The organism is Halalkalibacter urbisdiaboli, assembly GCF_002156385.1.
Classification (GTDB): Bacteria; Bacillota; Bacilli; order Bacillales; family Bacillaceae_D; genus Halalkalibacter_A; species Halalkalibacter_A urbisdiaboli.
In genome coordinates this window covers 457585-476117 of sequence record NZ_MVJM01000001.1, presented here as the reverse complement: position 1 = coordinate 476117, position 18533 = coordinate 457585, and the positions used below count along the sequence as shown (strand labels likewise).

The 18533-nt window shown below is 38.8% G+C and carries 17 protein-coding genes, 3 riboswitches and 1 other annotated feature; of the genes, 7 read left to right on the top strand and 10 right to left on the bottom strand.

The window, feature by feature from the left end; all coding sequences use genetic code 11:
* Nucleotides 1–131 precede the first annotated feature (131 nt).
* Nucleotides 132–1145: an NAD(P)/FAD-dependent oxidoreductase gene (locus B1R93_RS02415; protein WP_088102390.1), complete on the top strand. Its 1014-nt coding sequence runs from the start codon at nucleotides 132–134 to the stop codon at nucleotides 1143–1145.
* 82 nt (nucleotides 1146–1227) lie between these two features.
* On the opposite strand, the gene proC is transcribed toward B1R93_RS02415, so the two are convergent.
* From proC to proB, 3 genes are read right to left on the bottom strand one after another with little or no spacing between them, the layout of a single operon-like run.
* Complete coding sequence (gene proC / locus B1R93_RS02410) at nucleotides 1228–2064, bottom strand: pyrroline-5-carboxylate reductase (RefSeq protein WP_088102389.1); 837 nt, start codon at nucleotides 2062–2064, stop codon at nucleotides 1228–1230.
* Nucleotides 2065–2072: 8 nt separating this feature from the next.
* A complete protein-coding gene (locus B1R93_RS02405) occupies nucleotides 2073–3320 on the bottom strand; it encodes a glutamate-5-semialdehyde dehydrogenase (RefSeq protein ID WP_088102388.1) in 1248 nt (415 codons plus the stop codon).
* Nucleotides 3317–4444: a glutamate 5-kinase gene (gene proB / locus B1R93_RS02400; RefSeq protein WP_088102387.1), complete on the bottom strand. Its 1128-nt coding sequence runs from the start codon at nucleotides 4442–4444 to the stop codon at nucleotides 3317–3319. The genes B1R93_RS02405 and proB overlap by 4 nt, the downstream gene beginning before the upstream one ends.
* 75 nt (nucleotides 4445–4519) lie before the next feature.
* Nucleotides 4520–4730 (bottom strand) — a binding site (T-box leader).
* Between the two features lie 137 nt (nucleotides 4731–4867).
* On the opposite strand from proB, the gene B1R93_RS02395 reads away from it, so the two are divergent.
* Nucleotides 4868–5647 carry an SDR family NAD(P)-dependent oxidoreductase gene (locus B1R93_RS02395; RefSeq protein WP_088102386.1) on the top strand — a complete coding sequence of 260 codons (780 nt, stop codon included), beginning with the start codon at nucleotides 4868–4870 and terminating at the stop codon, nucleotides 5645–5647.
* A gap of 15 nt (nucleotides 5648–5662) precedes the next feature.
* Here B1R93_RS02395 and B1R93_RS02390 read toward each other — a convergent pair whose 3' ends face one another.
* Nucleotides 5663–5863 carry a YqzH family protein gene (locus B1R93_RS02390; RefSeq protein WP_088102385.1) on the bottom strand — a complete coding sequence of 67 codons (201 nt, stop codon included), beginning with the start codon at nucleotides 5861–5863 and terminating at the stop codon, nucleotides 5663–5665.
* Nucleotides 5864–5986: 123 nt separating this feature from the next.
* A complete protein-coding gene (locus B1R93_RS23590) occupies nucleotides 5987–6121 on the bottom strand; it encodes a hypothetical protein (protein WP_280949452.1) in 135 nt (44 codons plus the stop codon).
* A 71-nt stretch (nucleotides 6122–6192) separates the two neighbouring features.
* Here B1R93_RS23590 and B1R93_RS02385 point away from each other — a divergent pair, with 71 nt between their 5' ends.
* Nucleotides 6193–7419: an MFS transporter gene (locus B1R93_RS02385; protein WP_088102384.1), complete on the top strand. Its 1227-nt coding sequence runs from the start codon at nucleotides 6193–6195 to the stop codon at nucleotides 7417–7419.
* A gap of 193 nt (nucleotides 7420–7612) precedes the next feature.
* The gene (asnB, locus tag B1R93_RS02380; protein ID WP_088102383.1) at nucleotides 7613–9460 is read left to right on the top strand and encodes an asparagine synthase (glutamine-hydrolyzing); all 1848 of its coding nucleotides are present in this window, start codon (nucleotides 7613–7615) and stop codon (nucleotides 9458–9460) included.
* 75 nt (nucleotides 9461–9535) lie between these two features.
* Here the strand turns inward: asnB and B1R93_RS22870 are convergent, their stop codons facing one another.
* The 3 genes from B1R93_RS22870 to B1R93_RS02370 all read right to left on the bottom strand — a co-directional run bounded on the left by B1R93_RS22870 (nucleotide 9536) and on the right by B1R93_RS02370 (nucleotide 11853).
* Complete coding sequence (locus tag B1R93_RS22870) at nucleotides 9536–9694, bottom strand: hypothetical protein (RefSeq protein WP_165763683.1); 159 nt, start codon at nucleotides 9692–9694, stop codon at nucleotides 9536–9538.
* A gap of 142 nt (nucleotides 9695–9836) precedes the next feature.
* A complete protein-coding gene (locus B1R93_RS02375; protein ID WP_088102382.1) occupies nucleotides 9837–11195 on the bottom strand; it encodes a TrkH family potassium uptake protein in 1359 nt (452 codons plus the stop codon).
* Between the two features lies 1 nt (nucleotide 11196).
* Nucleotides 11197–11853, bottom strand: coding sequence for a potassium channel family protein (locus B1R93_RS02370; RefSeq protein ID WP_088102381.1), 657 nt, complete (start codon nucleotides 11851–11853; stop codon nucleotides 11197–11199).
* A 69-nt stretch (nucleotides 11854–11922) separates the two neighbouring features.
* A riboswitch (cyclic di-AMP (ydaO/yuaA leader) is annotated at nucleotides 11923–12070 on the bottom strand.
* Nucleotides 12071–12277: 207 nt separating this feature from the next.
* A riboswitch (cyclic di-GMP riboswitch) is annotated at nucleotides 12278–12365 on the top strand.
* 94 nt (nucleotides 12366–12459) lie between these two features.
* On the opposite strand from B1R93_RS02370, the gene B1R93_RS02365 reads away from it, so the two are divergent.
* Together B1R93_RS02365 and B1R93_RS02360 are read left to right on the top strand one after the other, a co-directional pair.
* Complete coding sequence (locus tag B1R93_RS02365) at nucleotides 12460–14157, top strand: methyl-accepting chemotaxis protein (RefSeq protein ID WP_088102380.1); 1698 nt, start codon at nucleotides 12460–12462, stop codon at nucleotides 14155–14157.
* Nucleotides 14158–14378: 221 nt separating this feature from the next.
* Nucleotides 14379–15119 carry an SDR family NAD(P)-dependent oxidoreductase gene (locus B1R93_RS02360; protein WP_088102379.1) on the top strand — a complete coding sequence of 247 codons (741 nt, stop codon included), beginning with the start codon at nucleotides 14379–14381 and terminating at the stop codon, nucleotides 15117–15119.
* Between the two features lie 154 nt (nucleotides 15120–15273).
* Here the strand turns inward: B1R93_RS02360 and B1R93_RS02355 are convergent, their stop codons facing one another.
* On the bottom strand, nucleotides 15274–16800 hold the full coding sequence (locus tag B1R93_RS02355; protein WP_088102378.1) for a SulP family inorganic anion transporter: 1527 nt from the start codon (nucleotides 16798–16800) through the stop codon (nucleotides 15274–15276).
* Between the two features lie 18 nt (nucleotides 16801–16818).
* The gene (locus B1R93_RS02350; RefSeq protein WP_088102377.1) at nucleotides 16819–17409 is read right to left on the bottom strand and encodes a xanthine phosphoribosyltransferase; all 591 of its coding nucleotides are present in this window, start codon (nucleotides 17407–17409) and stop codon (nucleotides 16819–16821) included.
* A 77-nt stretch (nucleotides 17410–17486) separates the two neighbouring features.
* Nucleotides 17487–17588, bottom strand: a riboswitch (purine riboswitch).
* Nucleotides 17589–17926: 338 nt separating this feature from the next.
* Between B1R93_RS02350 and B1R93_RS02345 the strand changes: the two genes are divergently transcribed.
* Complete coding sequence (locus tag B1R93_RS02345) at nucleotides 17927–18445, top strand: PTS sugar transporter subunit IIA (protein ID WP_088102376.1); 519 nt, start codon at nucleotides 17927–17929, stop codon at nucleotides 18443–18445.
* The last annotated feature ends 88 nt before the right edge of the window (nucleotides 18446–18533 follow it).

Genomic DNA, 18533 nt, shown 5'->3' with positions numbered 1-18533 from the left:
CGTAGATATAACATTTTCGTCAACATTTACTATTCTACAAGATTCTATGAATAAGGTAAAAGATTTCTTTTTCTAGTTTCAAAAAATGAATTTTCGTATCATATAATTATTGGAGAGAATGGAGGAGCGAGATGTCATATAAATCGGTTTTAATAATTGGAGCAGGGCTAGCTGGAATTCACGCGGCTAAAAAACTAGCCGAGCTTGGCATTAATTATCAAATTATCGAGAAGGGGAAGAAGGTAGGGGGGAGAATGGCAACTGTGTCTAGTAGTCAGGGAGTTGCTGATTATGGGGCACAATTTTTTACAGCACGAAGTGAAAAAATGAAAAAACTAGTAAAACAGTGGGTCCGTGAAGAAAAAGCTCGCTCGTGGACAAGAGGCTTTCATCAACGTAATCATGCAGGAGAGATTACACTTGTACGTGACGGCTATCCTCGGTTTGTTGCATCGAACGGAATGTATGCGCTTACAAAGTGGCTGAGTGTAGATTTGAATATTTCAACAGGCCAGGAAGTCACGTCAGCACGGTATGAAAACGGGTTTTGGTTCGTAGAAATTCTCAATAAGGAAACGTCAGAGAGAATGTTCGTTAAGGCTGATGGATTAATTACAACCGTTCCTATCCCACAAGCTATCGCATTTATAAAAAATGAACAGTTAGAAAGTGATGTTTATTTTGAGCTACAACAACTTAAATATGAGCCTTGTTTAGCAGTGACTATTACGCTTAACCGTTCTAGTAAAATCCCCAAAAAAGGTGGGATTCAGAGCGAGGGAGATATTGCGTTTATTGCTGATAATAAGCAAAAAGGAATTTCGAAAAAACCAATGGTAACGATTCATGCCTCAGGCTCATGGAGTGAAGAGCACATTCACAAGTGTAATGAATGGATTGTGGAGGAGCTAGTTCAGCAGGTAAAGCCTTTATTAGGAAACATAGCCATCATTGATGCAAAAGTGAAGAAGTGGAAATATGCTAAACCGATCACATTACATCCTGACCGTATTTTAGCAACCTTACAGCCTGCGCCCATCGTTTTTGCTGGAGATTGTTTTAAGGAAGGGAAAGTAGAGGGTGCGATATTATCAGGATTAGAGGCTGGTGAATGGATGGGTGAGAGGATACGAAAACAGGGTTAAAAACATGAGAGACACTGCGAGCCCGCTACAAGAAATTTTGTAACGGACTAACTGATAGGCAGTGGCTCCTCAAATTATTAACTTATGATTTTGTTTCTGTTAGAATAGCGCCAAGTTCCTTTGCACGAGCAATGGCTTTCGTAATAGCTTCTTGTACCGCTTCCTGAGTGTGATGCTCGCGTAATACATTAATTCCAGCCTCAGTCGTACCGTTCGGACTCATGACTTCTTCGTAAAGCTCTCGGGAAGTTTTAGTCGTCGTTTGAAGACGTTTACCTACTCCAACGATTGTTTGAGTAATGAAGGCCGAGGCCTCTTCTTTAGTAAGGCCAGCCTCAGCTGCAGCTTTCTCCATCGCTTCAACTAGAAAATAAAAGTACGCTGGACCACTACCAGCAATTCCAGTTACGGCATCGATCTTATCTTCGTGTACAATCGAGACGGTGCCAACTGCTGCAAATAATGTAGCTGCTTCTTCTACATGAATGTCGCTAGCATGTTCTCCCCTACAAATGGCTGTGGCGGAGGCTCCAACCTTGGCAGATGTGTTTGGCATTGTGCGAATGACAGGTGCTTGATGACCGAGTAAATCTTCAATGTACGCTGTTGTAATACCCGCTAGAACAGAAATGAATAATTGATTTACTGAAGTTCTTTCCCTTACTTCACTAATCGCATCATTAACAGATTTAGGTTTCATTGCAAGGATAACGATATCGGCTTTTTCAACGGCTTCCTTACGGTTTGAAGTTGTTTGGATACCGTAACGTTGTTGTAATTCCTCGAGCTTTTGTTTATCAGCTAGATTTGTTGCAATGATTTGACTTGGCTTTACAATGTTATGAGAAACGAGGCCAGCAATTATGGCCTCGGCCATAGATCCTGCCCCTAAAAAGGTAATAATTTTATTCGCAATCATAGGATCACCTATCCTTTAATTTGTCCTTCACCGTGAATTAAGTATTTCGTCGAAGTTAACGCCTCAAGCCCCATAGGTCCACGAGCATGTAGCTTTTGTGTACTGATACCAATTTCTGCACCAAATCCAAATTCAAAGCCATCTGTGAACCGTGTTGATGCATTATGATAAACAGCAGCGGCATCAATTTCATTTAAAAATTTAACAACATTTGTTTCCGTTTCACTAATAATTGCTTCGGAATGCTTAGTGCCATATTGATGAATATGTTCAATCGCATCCTCAACTGAAGAAACAACTTTTAATGCAACTTTAAGATCTAAATATTCATCTGCCCAGTCTGTTTCCTGTGCTTGCTTAAAACGTGCATCCTTCTCACAAAGCTGTTCATCCCCAAATAGCTCTACGTTTTTAGCTGTTAATTCTTCAAGCAGCTTGTTTAAATGCTCATTTGCCCATTTTTCATGAACAAGGATCGTTTCAGCTGCATTGCATACGGAAGGACGCTGTGTTTTTGCATTAATAGCAATTGCAATCGCCATATCCTCTCTAGCAGACTCATCAATATAAACGTGACAGTTGCCAACACCAGTTTCTAATACAGGTACAGATGCATTTTTGACTACTGATTGAATGAGTGTAGCCCCACCGCGTGGAATAAGGACATCTAAATACTCATTAAGTGTAAACATTTCAGTAGCAGTTTCGCGACTAGTATCTTCAATAAGTTGAATTGCTTCAAAAGGTATGGTTGTTTTTTGTAAAGCACGATGTAACACTTGGACAATAGCCTTATTAGAATGAATCGCAGTTGAGCTGCCACGTAATAAAACGGCATTTCCAGTCTTTAAGCAAAGACTCGATGCGTCCACCGTTACATTTGGACGTGCTTCGTAAATCATTCCGATCACACCTAAAGGAACACGAACTTTTTCAATCTTTAACCCATTAGGACGTTCAAAAGAAGTCATGACCTCCCGAACTGGATCATGTAAATCAACTACTTGCTTTAAGCCTTCAGCCATATCTTTAATTCTTGCAGATGTTAAAGTTAAGCGGTCAAGTAAGCTTTCACTCATTCCATTTTGCTTACCAGCTTCAATATCTTTATTGTTTTCTTGAATAATAAAGGCTTCTTCCTCTACAAGTTGGGACGCCATTGCAAGCAAGGCGTTGTTTTTTTCTTCCGTCGTTTTGGCTGCAAGTTCATACGTTAATTGTTGTGCACGTTTTGCTTTTGTACGTAATTCATTCATCGATTAATCCTCTCCTTTTTTAAAGATACCCAGTTATCGCGGTGAATGACTTCGGGTTTCGGTCGTCCGGTTTGTTGCTTTGCTACGCTACTAGAAAGACCCTTAATTTGCTCGAGTTCCTGGGAAGAAACATTACACTTTCCTTTTCCAATAATAAGTCCATTTCTGTTGAACACCTCGATAACATCGTGTTCCGAAAAGCTCCCCTCTACTGCGACGACACCTGCTGGGAGAAGACTTTTCCCTAACACAGTAATTGCCTTTTCTGCGCCATCGTCGATAATAATTCGCCCAGCGCTTGTTGAATGAAGAGCGATCCATTGCTTCGTTGTTGGCATCACAGGGTCATGTTGAAACGAACCTAAATAAGTGCCGTCCCCTTTTCCTGAAAGGATGTCAACTAATTTCTGTGGACCATTTCCTGTTCCAATGAAAACATTAACACCTAGTGAAAGAGCGGTTTTTGCAGCACTAACCTTTGATTTCATTCCACCAGTCCCAACCTTCGTCCCAGATTCACCAGCAAGATCTATTAGCTCATCGGTCACTTCAGGTAAATAGTGGAATTTTTTTGCGTTTGGGTTGTTTGTCGGATTCGCATCATAGAGCCCATTAACATCAGTTAAAATACATAAGGTTTGTGCATGGATAAAACCACTTACGAGAGCAGAAAGCATGTCATTGTCCCCAAAGGTTAACTCTTCAATCGATGTGGAATCGTTTTCGTTAATAATAGGTAAGGCCCTACGCTTTAGCAATTCGCTAATCGTAGAATAAGCATTACTAAAGCGAGATTCATCGGCGAAGTCCTGTCTCGTTAAAAGTAGCTGAGCAGGGGTAATGTCATAACGATTAAATTGGTCAATATAGCCTTGCATTAACAAACCCTGTCCTACTGCAGCTGCGGCCTGTTTACCAGCAATTGTTACAGGTCTAGATGGATAACCGAGTGCAGAAAATCCCGCTGCTACAGCTCCAGATGAAATTAACAGTACTTCATGTCCCTGCTTTTTCAATTCGGCTAAAGCTTGCACGTGTTCAGCAAGCTTTTCCATACTTAATGCTCCGTTTTTTGTCGTTAAGGAGCTACTACCAATCTTTACGACAATTCGTTGTCGTCCCATTGTACCTCAAGCCTTCTTTCTAAAAGATTATCTGAAAAAGTCTTAAAAAATAAAAAAACCTTTCACATCCTCAATTAAAAGGACGGAAAAGTTAATCCGCGGTACCACCTTCATTGGCATAAGCATATGCCCAACTCATTCCCGTATCGTAGGAAACCCGACCAGATATTGTTCTGGTTGCTCTAGGGCAGGTTCAACAAAATTAGAGGCGGTGGCCCTTTCAGCCGGTGGGTGCCACTCTCTATGCACATAATGTTTGTTTACTAATCCCTTTCATCACATTTCATTATAATTTCTATTATTATATAGGTCGAATTAGCACTACGTCAAGAGCAAGACATAAGAGAGAAGCTTTCCTTTTTGCTAGCAATAAAAGCAATCGTGTATGATAAATAGGAATGGAATAGGGGGAGTATAAAAATCATGATAGCAAAAAAAATCTGGATTACAGGTGCTTCAAGTGGGTTAGGACGTCAGCTTGCAATCGATTTAGCTAAACGAGGGGATATTCCGGTAGTATTTGCTCGAAATGAAGCGAAATTAAAGGAGCTTTATGATGAGATTATAGCCTTTGGAGGAAAAGCATTTTATGCAAAGTTAGATGTAAGTAAGTTTGAGACAATTGAACCTGTGTTGAAACAAATGTTAACTAAAGTGGGTGGAGTTGACGTACTAATCAATAATGCTGGTTTTGCTGTCTTTCAACATTTAAAAGAAGCTTCCTTCCTAGAGGCAAAAGAGATGTTCGATGTTAATGTTCTAGGTTTAATAAAAGTGACCCAACTTATGCTCCCGTCTATGCTTGAAAAAGAGTCCGGACATATCATTAATATTGCATCACAAGCAGGAAAATTTCCGACTCCAAAAGCCAGTGTTTATGCAGCAACAAAACATGCCGTTCTAGGGTTTACGAATAGTTTAAGAATGGAATTAAAACACTCAAATATAAAGGTTAGCTCGGTGAACCCTGGACCAATTCGGACTCCTTTTTTTACACGGGCTGATGAGGGTGGGAGTTACGCTAAAAATGTAGAAAAGTGGATGTTATCTCCAGACTATGTTTCACAGCAGATGATTAAATTAATTGACGAGCCAAGAAGAGAATTAAACCTACCACGCTGGATGGATATGGGTTCAAGACTATATCAATTGATGCCTTCAGTTGTGGAAAAAATAGCCGGAAAAAAACTTCATCAAAAATAGCAGCCCTTTCGTTTATTAATCAGGTTGGTCTGTGAAAAAACGGTAAACAACATCATGGATAATATCAATTAAATCACTAGTAGGTTCTGCTCGTTGCTGCTCACGTATCGTATGAATTAGCTGTTGTTCTTCTTCATTTGTTAAAGGAAGAGTCTCTCCGTGCGTGTATGATTTACTAACTTGAGCAATAAGTTTAGCGAGAAATGTATGATCCATGTTATCCACCTCTAGTATAATGTAACTGTAACATTATCACATCAACCTAAACTAGTCGAATAAGAGGTGTCCATCTACAAGTCAAATCGATTGTAGATGGACTAAACAGGAGTAGGTTACACTTTAGGAATGGTTTGGATGTTCTTCATTACCTTTCTCATCGCCACTATAGGCAATTAAAACGACACCAAGTTGCTGTTCTAATAAGCGTAACTTTTCTAATTCTTGATTATCAAGTTCTGCTACATGATAGTCCATGGTTATCACCTCTAAAGTTAAAATTCCCTAACAAAAAAAAGAATATGTATGAAATAGGAAGGAGTAGCATGATGCAGGCTCAAAAAATTGAAGTTGTAAAAGCCCATAAGGAACAGACGATGTATCGAATATTGCTCATTATCGGGTTTGTTCATCTTTTAAATGATGCGATCCAAGCGCTTGTACCAGCAATGTTTCCAGTATTAGAACAGTCAATGGGACTTACCTTTACGCAATTGGGCTTTATCGCCTTTGCGTTGAACGCCACTTCTTCACTTATTCAGCCACTTGTGGGGCTTTATACAGATAAGCACTCTTCCCCCTATGCTCTACCTGTTGGCCTTTGCTTTACATTTATTGGAGTATTAGGGATTGCATTTGCTCCATCCTTCTTGTTTGTCATTATTGCTGTTATTTTTATTGGACTAGGTTCCGCTACGTTTCATCCAGAAGGTTCCCGAGTTGCTTATATGGCATCTGGAGGGAGGAGAGGACTTGCTCAATCGATTTACCAAGTAGGGGGAAACGCAGGGCAGGCACTCGCCCCACTAATTACTGCATTAATTTTAGTTCCATTTGGTCAATTTGGGGCAATTTGGTTTACATTCGTGGCAGCTTTAGCTGTTGGTTTATTGATTTACATCGCAAAGTGGTATGCTGCCAAAGAACGACATACGAATATTAAAATGAAGCAAGTGAAGAAAGAGGAGAAAGAGGAGAAAGAATTTCCGAAACTCATTTTATTTGCTATCTGTCTTCTAGTCTTTTTAGTTTTTGCTCGCTCGTGGTTTCATGCTGGGCTCACAAATTTTTATGCCTTTTACATTATAAAAGAATATGGGTTATCAATTTCGCAAGCGCAAATTTATATATTTTTGTTTTTAGCTGCTGGTGCTGTTGGAACCTTTTGTGGAGGACCATTAGCTGATCGCTTTGGTAAACGAAACATTATTATGTTATCAATGCTCGCTTCCGCACCATTAGCTATTATTCTTCCTCATGTTGGCCCTTTTTTAGCATATCCAATTATTACAATGATCGGCTTTATTATTTTATCGAGTTTCTCTGTTTCAGTCGTTTACGCTCAAGAACTAGTTCCAGGGAGAATTGGAATGGTTTCCGGACTAATTGTTGGCTTAGCCTTCGGAATGGGGGCAGTTGGATCAGTCGTATTAGGATGGTTTGCTGATTTATATGGATTAACGAATACGATACTTTTAACTGCGTCTCTTCCTTTTATTGGTATATTGACATTATTTCTCCCATCTGATCAGCGGTTAAGAGAGATGAATCGTTAGAATGAACGAGGGTGTCTTAGTAGGTTTTCTAGCCTATAAGACACTCTTTTATTTAGGTTAAGAGAAAAAAGGACAACGGTAATCAGAAAAAAATAGCACATCTGCCTAGGCTAATGAATACGATAGGTTATAAGTGTTGACCCTTCCGTGGGGTGAGTAGAGATAAAAACTTCCCAAAAGGGGCTGATAATGCATGTGTGGAATTACTGGGTGGATAGATTGGCGAAACGATTTACGAAAAGAAGGGACACAAATTAGAAAAATGGCTGAGACGTTAAATCGCCGTGGTCCTGACGACTTAAACGTTTGGACTTCACAGCACGTCGGTTTTGGTCACGCACGACTAGTTGTAGTCGATCCAGAGAATGGGATTCAGCCAATGAGTCGAACCTATAAGGATAAAACATATACTATTGTTTACAACGGAGAGCTCTATAACACGGAGGACATTCGAAGGGAGCTTTTAGTTCGTGGACACGATTTTAAAGGACATTCTGATACAGAGGTTCTATTAAAATCATACATCGAGTGGGGGCAGGAATGCCTTGAAAAGCTTAATGGAATTTTTGCTTTTGCGGTTTGGAATGATAAGGATGAAAGTCTTTTTATGGCGAGGGATCGCCTTGGTGTGAAGCCATTGTTTTACACGGTTCGAGATGGACGTTTATTGTTCGGTTCAGAAATTAAGGCGTTGCTTGCTCATCGCGACATTGATCCTGTTGTCGGTGAATCAGGGTTAGCTGAAATAATGGGCTTAAGCCCTTCAAGAACACCTGGTCATGGCGTCTACGAAGATATTCATGAGTTACGTCCAGCCCATGCGCTCATTTATGATCGAAACGGTGCAAAGGTGACGCGATATTGGCAATTAAAATGTAAGCCGCACGAGCATAATGTTGATGAAACGGCACAATACATTCGTGAGTTAATGGAAGACATCGTAGAGCGTCAATTATTTGCGGATGTACCTGTAGGTATGTTTTTATCTGGTGGTGTTGATTCAAGTGCTTTAACAGCGATAGCAGCGAAAGTTTATGAAAAGCAAGGCAAAGGTCCAATTCGTAGCTATTCAGTAGACTATGATGAGAATGATAAGTATTTTGAAGCAAGCGATTTCCAGCCAAATGAGGATGCCCCTTGGATTAAAAAGATTTCTAAGGACCTTGGTACGAACCACTACGATGCTGTGATTACCATTGACGAACTTGTACATCTTCTTAAAGAAGCTGTATTAGTACGTGATTTACCAGGGATGGCAGATATTGATTCGTCACTTCTTTGGTTTTGTAAAGAAATCAAAAAGGACGTAACAGTTGGTTTATCAGGGGAATGTGCAGATGAAATTTTCGGTGGCTATCCTTGGTTTCATAAACCGGAAGTTATGTATATTGATGGCTTTCCGTGGATGCGTTCAATGGATGAACGTGAAGCTCTTTTAAATGATAAATGGAAGAGTAAATTAAATTTAAAAAGTTATATATATGATCGATACAAAGAAACGATTAATGAAACCCCTCGCTTTGATGGTGATAACCCTGAGGAAGCGAGAAGGCGTGAAATTTCCTACCTAAATATGATTTGGTTTATGACGAACTTGCTTGACCGAAAAGACCGTATGAGTATGGGGGCAAGTTTAGAGGTACGTGTACCTTTCTCTGATCACCGCCTTGTTGAGTATGTTTGGAATATTCCATGGGAAATGAAACGTTTAGAAGGTAGAGAAAAAGGGATTTTGAGAAAGGCATTAGAGGGTCTCCTTCCTCATGATGTACTATATCGCAAGAAAAGTCCGTATCCGAAAACACATAATCCAAAGTATACGGCTGCTGTACAAAAAGGAATGCAGGCAGTGCTTGCTCAGAAGGATGCTCCAATTTTTGAGTTTATTAACAAAGATAAGCTTAAAGAAATCGCTGAAAGTAATGGATTAACAACAGGAAATCCTTACTTTGGTCAACTGATGGCCGGACCGCAGCTTCTCGCTCACTTTATTCAAATGGATTATTGGATGAATGAGTATGATGTCAAAATAAAAGGATAAGGCTTTTATGAGATTAGAGGAGTCGCAAAAGGTAAAAATTTACCTTTTGCGACTCCTCCCTTTACGTTACTTCTATTAAAGCCTTGGATTCTCATCATATCGTAATGATACTACCTTGGTATAGTCACCACGTTCGATCTCTTCGGGTGTAGCCTCTTGACTTAATTCCTCATCATTGTCGATACCAGGTGCTATTGTTGGTTCATTTCTTTTCTGTTTATCTCGTTTCATCATAATTTCCTCCCTTTTGGTCATTCATCATTATTTTGTGAAATAACGTGGAAATGAATGAGTGGGATAATCCGTCGGAAGAACCATTTATTTCATTGTCAGGAAAAAAACACCTACTGAATTAACTCAGTAGGTAAGGCACCTGCTATCCAATAATTACACGCTCTTTCGGATAATGGTACAAATCTTCGGTTGTTTTCCCCCTTATTATAAACAAAAATGAAAAGACACCAATTCTCCCTACAAACATGAGAAAGATGATAATCAATTTACCAGGTGTACTTAAGTCCGGGGTGATACCCATTGATAGGCCTGTGGTTCCAAAGGCAGAACAAACTTCAAAAATAACCGCGATCAATGGGAATGGTTCTATAATTGACAGAGCAATAACAGCAGAACCTGTAATAAAAACAGCAACACTAATGACGACAAAGGATTTTAAAACATCCTCTGGGTCAAGCTCGCGATGAAACACTTTCACCGATTGACGACCACGAGCAAACGAAAATATCGCTAATAATACAATCGCAAAGGTCGTTGTACGAATCCCTCCACCAACACTACTCGGTGATGCGCCAATAAACATTAACGTACTTAACAACAGCTGAGTGGGGACCGTAAAGTCACTAACGTCCATCGTTGCTAGTCCACCGTTTCGAGTCGTGATTGACTGAAAAATGGAATAGAACAACGTCTCATGCCAGACTGTATCAGCAAAGAAATGACTTCGCTCAAATAAGTAAATGAACAGGGCACCAATAACTGTTAATGAGAAAAAGGTGATTGTCGTTATTTTAGTAAACAAAGAAAACTTATAAGGCTCATGAACCTTGCTGCGCTTTTGCAGACTTTCTTTTACTTCAATTAATACAGGAAATCCAATCGCTCCCAATATAAGAAGGACCATATTTACGGTTTGAACATAATAATCATGGGCAAATGGAATAAGGGATTCACCAGTAATATCAAAACCGGCATTAGTCGTGGCACTAACCGAAGCAAAGAAACCTTGGATGAAGGCTTCTTGCCAGCTCGGAAAATACCTTAGGAAGTAAGTACCTAAAATAATAGCCCCAATCGCCTCGATAATAAGGATTAGAGACAGGATTTGCTTCATTAAATGAACCAACCCTGAAAAGGTACCGCGATTTTGATCCGTCATAATTAATTGCCGTTCTCTTAAACCGATTTTTCTACCGAGCATGAGCCAAATGAAAGTCCCGAGCGTCATAATTCCAACCCCGCCAAATTGAAGAATAAAGGCAAGGACAAAGACACCAAATGTACTAAACGTCTCAGCAGTTGACACGACAGTTAAACCAGTTACACTTATGGCACTAACTGCTGTAAAGAGTGCATCAATAAATGTCCATTCTACCCCGGGTTTATGTGTATAAGGAAGACTCAGAAGAATTGTTGATAAAATTGCTGCACCGAGATAATAAAGAACAATTAATTGAACAGATGTTAAATTAATCAAGTTCGTTTTTTTAGGAGCTTTCATCTTATAATCCTTCTTCCTCAAATCGTTTCAAATCGTTTTTATGACCAATCATGATTAAAATATCTTTTTCATAAATTAAATCATGAGGAGAGGGTGAGACCATAACATTTTCTCCGCGTTTTATCGCTAAAATCGTGCAGCCATATTTTGCACGAATATCTAATTCAATAAGGGAGTTATTTGCGACCTTTTCGGTAGCAATTAATTCGACAATGCTGTATTCCTCGGATAGTTCGATATAGTCAATGATTTTTTCCGAAACTAAATGCTGTGCGATTCTAATCCCCATATCGTATTCAGGGTGAATAATCCGATCTGCACCAATTTTATCTAATACTTTATGATGATAATGATTTTGTGCTTTTACCCAGACATTTTTTACATCAAGCTCTTTTAGTAATAACGTACTTAGAATACTCGTTTGAATATTATCGCCGATAGCAACAATGACAAACTCAAAATTACGTATTCCTAAATTTTTAAGGACTCGTTCATCTGTTGCATCTGCTATAACTGCGTGAGTAGCAGAATTGGCAAATTCATTTACTTTGTCCTCACTGTTATCAATCGCCAAAACTTCATGCCCCATTCGATATAACTCGCGACAAACAGAGCCCCCAAAACGACCTAGACCGATAACGGCAAATTGTTTTTTCATGTTGATTCTCTCCTTTTTATACACCAAAAAAAGACCATCACAAAGAATGGCCTAGCTCGCAGACCTTTCTCTCGTATTTTATAACGCTTACGGAGTTAGCTGTCGGATTAGGGACTGAGAGTATCCCTTCTTATTTTGATCATAAGATTCACCCCAAGACATGTTACCATGCCAAAATGGGTCCCCCGTTCTATTAAAGATTCAGCGAATAAAAGGCGTATTTAATTAATTAACAAGATTAATTTACTCCTGAAATGATCAGGAGTCAATCTCTTTTTTTATGGAAGGGTTAAAAAAAGTGCGAGCTTCATTTCTACTTTTTTTAGATAAATATATTACAATAAAACATCTTGATTTTAGTAATAAAGTCTTATACTATAAATATAGTAAGAGAATAAAAATGAATAATATATAATGTTTTTTAAAATGAAAAAGGCAAACTTATTGAAAAATAAGGACGCAAAGCCTAGGGTCTAAGGTAATGGTATTACTACGATCGCCTGGTTACCAAAAAAAAGTGATTTTTGGCTATTCTATTATTAGAATAGTTTTTTTATTTTTTATAGGCATAAAAGAGGTTTTTGATTTCATGAAGGGAGCAATAAAATGATGCGTTTATTCAACATTAAAAGCATTCGGTTAAAAATTATATTAAGTTTTTCCATAGTTATTTTGTTAACACTTTGTTTAGGAGCGTTTAATTACATTTCGGTAAACAAAATTAATAGCGATACCGATGAAATGGTTCATGAGCATTTGCCGTTATTAATTGCACAAGAGCAGCTAGCGTTTAATATATCGGAGCGAATTGCATTAACTCGTGGGTATGTCCTTTATGGTTATGTTGATTATAAAAATAAATTTAATGCATATACCGACCAGAGTATTGTAATCGAGGAGCAGATTCTTGCAGCAACAGACTCTGAAGAAGTAAAAGAGTTAATCATTAAAAGTAGTGAATGGGCAGCTCTTACCCAAGACAAGGTATTCACTGAATACGATAAAGGAAATACCGAGGAAGCGAAAGCGATCTTAATGAATGAAGTCCAGCCTATCGCACATAATATTATGGATGGGTTTGCTGAAATGACTGCTAAGCGTGAACATATGATTAAGCAGGAAGGTGAAAGTTTAATAGAAATTGGTGAATCACTTTTGTTAATTGGCTTTGCTGTTTCAGTTACGGTTGTTATCCTTGGGATTGTAGCTGCGGTAGTTACAGCTAGTACAATTACAAAGCCAATTAATGCTGTTAAGGACCGGATGAATCTAATTGCTAGTGGTGATTTGACTCAAGAGCCATTACATACGAAATTAAAAGATGAAGCTGGTGAATTGATTCGAGCGACAAATAAAATGAGCAATGACATGAAGCTGATATTAGCTGAAGTTCAACAAGTATCTGAATCAGTTTCTTCTCAGAGTGAGGAATTAACTCAATCGGCTAATGAGGTTACCACAGGTTCACAGCAGGTGGCTTCGACGATGGAAGAATTATCACAGGGGGCGGAGTCACAGGCGAACCATTCAAGCGAGCTAGCAAGTGGTATGGAATCATTTACAACGCGTGTACAAGAAACGAATGAGAACGGAGAACAGGTCCAAGAAACGTCCAATCATGTTTTAGAGATGACTGTTAAAGGTAGTACATTAATGGACTCATCAGTAGAGCAAATGGCCATGATTGATCAAATTGTTCAAGATTCCGTTGGGAAAGTTCAGCATCTAAATGTCCAATCAAAAGAAATAACGAAGCTCGTATCTGTGATTAACGATATTGCAGAACAAACGAATTTGTTAGCATTGAATGCAGCCATTGAAGCTGCTCGAGCAGGGGAGCATGGAAAAGGCTTTGCAGTTGTAGCAGATGAGGTAAGAAAGTTAGCTGAGCAAGTTTCATTATCTGTTTTAGACATTACTAGTATTGTAAATAATATTCAAAAAGAGACGGATATTGTGACAGACTCTCTCCAAAATGGTTATGCAGAAGTTGAACGTGGAACAACACAAATTAAATCAACTGGTGAAACCTTTAAGGCGATTCACCAATCCGTTTCAGATATGGTATCAAGCATTCAATTAGTTTCAAGAAATTTAGCAGAGATGACACAGACGAGCCACCATATGAAGCAATCCATTGAAGACATTGCTGCAATATCAGAAGAGGCAGCTGCAGGGGTAGAGGAAACATCAGCCTCAATTCAACAGACAAGTAGCTCTATGCAGGAAGTTTCAAGTAGCTCGGAGCATCTAGCAAAGCTTTCAGAAAATCTAAATCAATTAATAAGACGATTTAAGCTATAGAAATAAAACCATCCTTATTTAAATAAATTAGGGATGGTTTTATTTGTAGTTTAACCGAACGAACTTTCCCAGGAAATGAAGATCTTTTATAATGTGACTCAGAAAGACAAAATGTGTATGTTCGTATTATATAATTGTATTAATCTATATAATTATTATTAAGATGCATTTATACAAATTGAAGGATAAAAACGTGGCTCTAACGTAATGGAGGGAAGACTATGAAAAAACGGGTAGTAATCATAACCGGGGCAGGGCAAGGAATTGGCGAAGCGGTTGCAAAGGCATACGGAAGGCATGGAGATTGTGTTATTGTTGCTGATTTAAATGAACAGGCTGCAAACCAAACTGCAGAAGCAATGATGAATGAAGGTAGTGAGGCACATGCAGTTGTATGTGATGTCAGAAAAGAAGAACATATTATTGAACTGGTTCGTCAGGTGGAATTACAGTTTGAGCGAATTGATGTCCTCGTAAATAACGCTGGAATCGCAAGGGCCTCTTATCCAAACGGCATAACGCTTGAGCAATGGGATAATATTATCAATACAAATTTACGGGGGGCGTTTTTGTGTACAAGAGAGGTTGCTAAAGTTATGAAAAAACACCAAAAGGGTTCAATCGTTAACATTGCATCAACAAGGGCTTTCATGTCAGAACCAGATTCTGAAGCATATGCAGCCTCTAAAGGTGGGCTCATTGCCTTAACTCATGCATCGGCAGCATCCTTACAACAAGACCGTATACAGGTGAATTCAATAAGTCCAGGTTGGATTCATACAGGAGATGAAATGGAATTACGGGCCATCGACCATGACCAACACTTTTCTAAGCGTGTTGGTAAACCTAGTGACATTGCAAGAGCATGCTTGTTTTTAACGAATCCAGATAATGATTTTATTACAGCGGAGAATATTACGATCGACGGGGGAATGACGAAGAAAATGATTTATGAACATTAATAAGAAAAGAAAAAGGTTGTCCAAAAAGTGAGTTTACCTTTTTGGAACAACCTCCTTGCGACGAGGCCACTGAAAAAGGGTGCTTTTCCCTTTTTCAGTGGCCTTCTGGCGACACCTATTTTATTTGCCTAATTAAAAGCGATTGTTATCTTTCTTATGAGGCAGTTTTTTGTTGTTTTAATGAATCCTCTGTCATTGTATTTTGTTGCTGTGATTCTTTTACGAAACAATATATGAAAAACACAGCTACTAAAATGTACCCTATTGTATATTCACCAGCTGCATTAATGGCTAAAGCAGGTGCGTGCATTAAACCAATAAACGAGAAGAATGCTGCAATTAATGAAAAAATAATTGCTTGTTTGAATTGTTTATCGATAATAGCAACTGTCATGGCCCCTAGTAAAATGGCTGTAAACATCGCCCCTTGACCGAGAGGAACTATCCCTTCGGAAATCCCAGCTACAACTTCACCAGCAGCATTATTGAAGCGAGTCATTACATAATTCGCAAAGTAAGGGAGCATCGCAATCGCAACCGCTGGGTAATATTTTTTGTCGTTCGTTAAAAATGGTGTTGCAACCATCGACATTCCGACAAAGACGAGAATTGGGGCGATTGCAGCGAGGGGAATAATCGCTGAGAAAGCAGCAATGATTCCTGTCATAGCAGCGATACCAAAAACAATCGCATTTAAAATACTATATCCACGACCTGCACCCATTTGCTTTGAGCCAACAGTCGCAATATAAACTGTAGTCGGAAACAGTCCACCGAAAATGGCCCCAATCATTGTACCTACTCCATCAACCGCTTGACATTCCCTTACATCATAACTATCACCAGCTGCAGCCATGGCATCGACATTGTTCATCGTTTCAATGGCATTATAAATAGTAATAGGAATAAGAACCCCGAGTAACCCAATAAGTGCACCGAATAGGTAAGTCATGCCTTCGAAAGGTGCTAATGTAGGAAGAAGTGGATAAAAGCCAACATTAGCTAAGCCTTCTGAGATATTAGTTGGAGATTGATAACCAAGAGCAAATGCTAAGATCGTACCAATAATGACTGCAAATAATGAAGCTGGGATGTTAAATGGCATCACGATTTTACCAATGACACCTACTAGAATAATTGCAAGGGAAACAAGACCAACAACTGGAATTGAAAATGTATTAAACAGCATTTCACCAGCAATAAATGTTATCGCGACACCGGCGAGAGCTCCGAGCATGGCTGCACGTGGTAAATGACTGCGCACCCAATTCCCTGTTAAGCTAACTAGTGCCTCAACTAAACCAGATAGAAATGCGGCAGCTACAGCGATTTTCCACGCTAGTTCATGGTCACCTGTTAGAGCATTTGCAGGTGCAAGAACACCAAATAAGAATACAAACATTACAGGTGTACTAATGCCATATGATAGAGCAGTAACATCTGCTCTTCCTTCTTTAAGTGCCAAACGTTTAGCCATATACGCATAGTATAAGTTTCCTACCATTACAGCAACGGCTGCACCAGGAATAACCTTTCCAAAAACAATACTTGCAGGAAAACCCATACCAAGCATCGTTACAGCAATAATCACAAAATTTGCAAGGTTGTTTTGAAATAGCGCAAAAAATGCGTCCGTATCCTCACGTTTATAAAGTGGATAGTGAATAGTGTTTGTTGACATGCTTTTTTCCTCATTTCTTTATTTGATTGAAGCTAATTCATCGACAAAGGTAACGTTTCCGTTCTCAAGTGAATGAATACGAGCTAATGATTCGACTCGGTACCCTAAATCAAGGAGACGTTGTCGGCCATCTTGAAACGATTTTTCAATCACAATCCCAAGTCCTGCTACATTTGCATTTGCTTGCTTAACAATATCGATTAGGCCTAACGCAGCTTGCCCATTCGCAAGGAAGTCATCAATGATTAAGACATTGTCCTTGGCAGAAAGAAAATTCTTTGATACGGTGATATCGTTCGTTTCTTGTTTCGTAAAAGAATAAACCTGAGAAACGTATACATCATCAGTCATCGTTAGTGATTTTTTCTTTCTAGCAAAGATTAATGGGACATCAAGAACCGTTGCTGCTAAAAAGCTTGGAGCAATTCCAGATGATTCGATTGTTAAAACTTTTGTAATCCCATCACTTTGAAATAGACGTGCAAATTCTTTTCCGACTTCGGCCATCAATTTCGTATCAACTTGATGATTTAGAAAAGAGTCAACTTTCAGCACTTGGTTAGAAAGAACGTTTCCTCTGTTGCGTATCGCTTGTTTCAATAGTTCCATGTGCATCCCTCCACAAAAAATAAAAAACGAGCGTTAAGGATCATACAAGTGATCCTTAACGCTCGTAAGAAAATCTAACGAACAAAACAATCACTCATAGTCAAGCCATTTAAGGTGGCTTGGTAGAAACTTGTGGGCCATATCCCCACGATTATATGAGTAAAATATAGTATGTTCTGAATTATAGACGATTCCTTCCTATTTGAGAACCCCTTTTTGCAAAGAAAGCGAACAAAGTGTGATTATTTATTAAATAATATTCGGATATAGGTGGTTGGATATCTATTTTCTGGGGTATTTTTCTATAAAAGTAATAAAATGATTGGTGGTTTTTAAATCAATAATGGGGAATGGTAAGTATGTTTGACAGCGTTATAATTTCGTATTATGATTATCTCATCAATAGGATATGAAGGATTGTCACTGAGTGAACTCAGGCAAGACCTAAAATTGGTGAGATTTTATAATCTTATCTTTTTTAGGTCTTTTTTTTATTATTTAAAAGAGGTGAAACGATATGTTTAAAAAACTATTTGGTCTTGATAAGAAAGTTGAAACTCAAGACATTCCAGAACAGGAAATAATTCTGTCACCGTTAGATGGAAAGGTAGTCTCGATTGAAGACGTACCTGATCCGACATTTTCACAAAAAATGATGGGGGATGGGTTTGCGGTAGAACCAAGTAACGGGAAGGTGATTTCTCCAGCAACTGGTGAAATCATTCAAATCTTTCCTACGAAACATGCAATTGGGATTAAAACACTGGGTGGTCTTGAAGTGCTTATTCATATTGGACTAGAGACAGTTAATATGAAAGGAGAGGGCTTTACTGCTCATGTACAAGAAGGAGACTCTATTAAGGCAGGACAGCCGTTAGTCGATTTTGATTTAGAATTAGTAAAAGAAAAGGCAGCAAGTACGATTACTCCTGTTATCATTACAAACATTGATGAGGCTGTTGCTTCTATTGAAAAAATATCGAAAGAGCAGTTAACCGCTGGAGAAACGGTATTAACAATTAAAGTAAAAAGGTAGTTACAATACTATATGATAAGGGGTGTTCCTGAGGAGTGTCGTTTGGGTACATCCTATTATTATCGTCGAAATCACGTTATTTTAATGC